This is a genomic window from Amycolatopsis halotolerans (assembly GCF_042647905.1).
Taxonomy (GTDB): Bacteria; Actinomycetota; Actinomycetes; order Mycobacteriales; family Pseudonocardiaceae; genus Amycolatopsis; species Amycolatopsis halotolerans.
Map to the genome: position 1 here is coordinate 1 of NZ_JBHRWI010000037.1, position 716 is coordinate 716.

1 protein-coding gene is annotated in these 716 nt (G+C 73.6%); it reads left to right on the plus strand.

Annotation, left to right across the window (positions count from 1 at the left end; genetic code table 11):
* Positions 1 to 120 precede the first annotated feature (120 nt).
* The coding region (locus ACFORO_RS29065; protein WP_377896668.1) for an IS3 family transposase at positions 121 to 716 on the plus strand (596 nt) is incomplete at its 3' end.

A 716-nucleotide genomic window follows, 5' to 3' on the forward strand; every position in this document is an offset into this window, starting at 1 on the left:
GCCGTCAGCGACCCGATCTTGGTCCATCCGCGGCTTACACGGTTGTCATGACACGGCCCCCAGGCGATCGCCGCCCTCAAGGCCGACTACCCGCTGCCGGCGCTGCTGGCGGCCGCGGGCCTGGCCCGGTCCACGTTCTTCTACCACCAGGCCCGCCTGGACCGGCCCGACCCGCACGCCGCCCTCAAGACCGCGATCGCCGAGGCCTTCGCGGCCGCCCGCGGCCGCTACGGGCACCGGCGCATCCACGCGGTCCTGGCCCGCGACGGCTGGCACGTGGCGAAGAAGACCGTGCTCAAGGTCATGAACGCCCTCGGCCTGGCCTGCCAGGTCCGGCGGCCCCGCCGGCACCGGTCCTGGCTCGGGCAGCCCGGCACGACCGCGCCGAACCTGCTCGACCGCCGGTTCGACGCCGACGCCCCGGACACCAAATGGGTCACCGACGTGACCGAGTTCCGCATCGGCGACCGCAAGCTCTACCTCTCGCCGATCGTCGACCTGTTCGACCGGTCCGTGGTCGCCTACTCCTGCGGGCCGTCCCCGTCGCTGGAGCTGACCAATTCCTCGCTGCGCGCCGCGATCGCGACCCTGCCCGCCGGAGCCGCGCCGTTGGTGCACTCCGACCAGGGCTTCCAGTACCGGCACGCCTCCTGGCGCGCCCTGCTCGCCGACGCCGGCCTGACCCAGTCCATGTCCCGCCGCGCCACCTGCCTCGA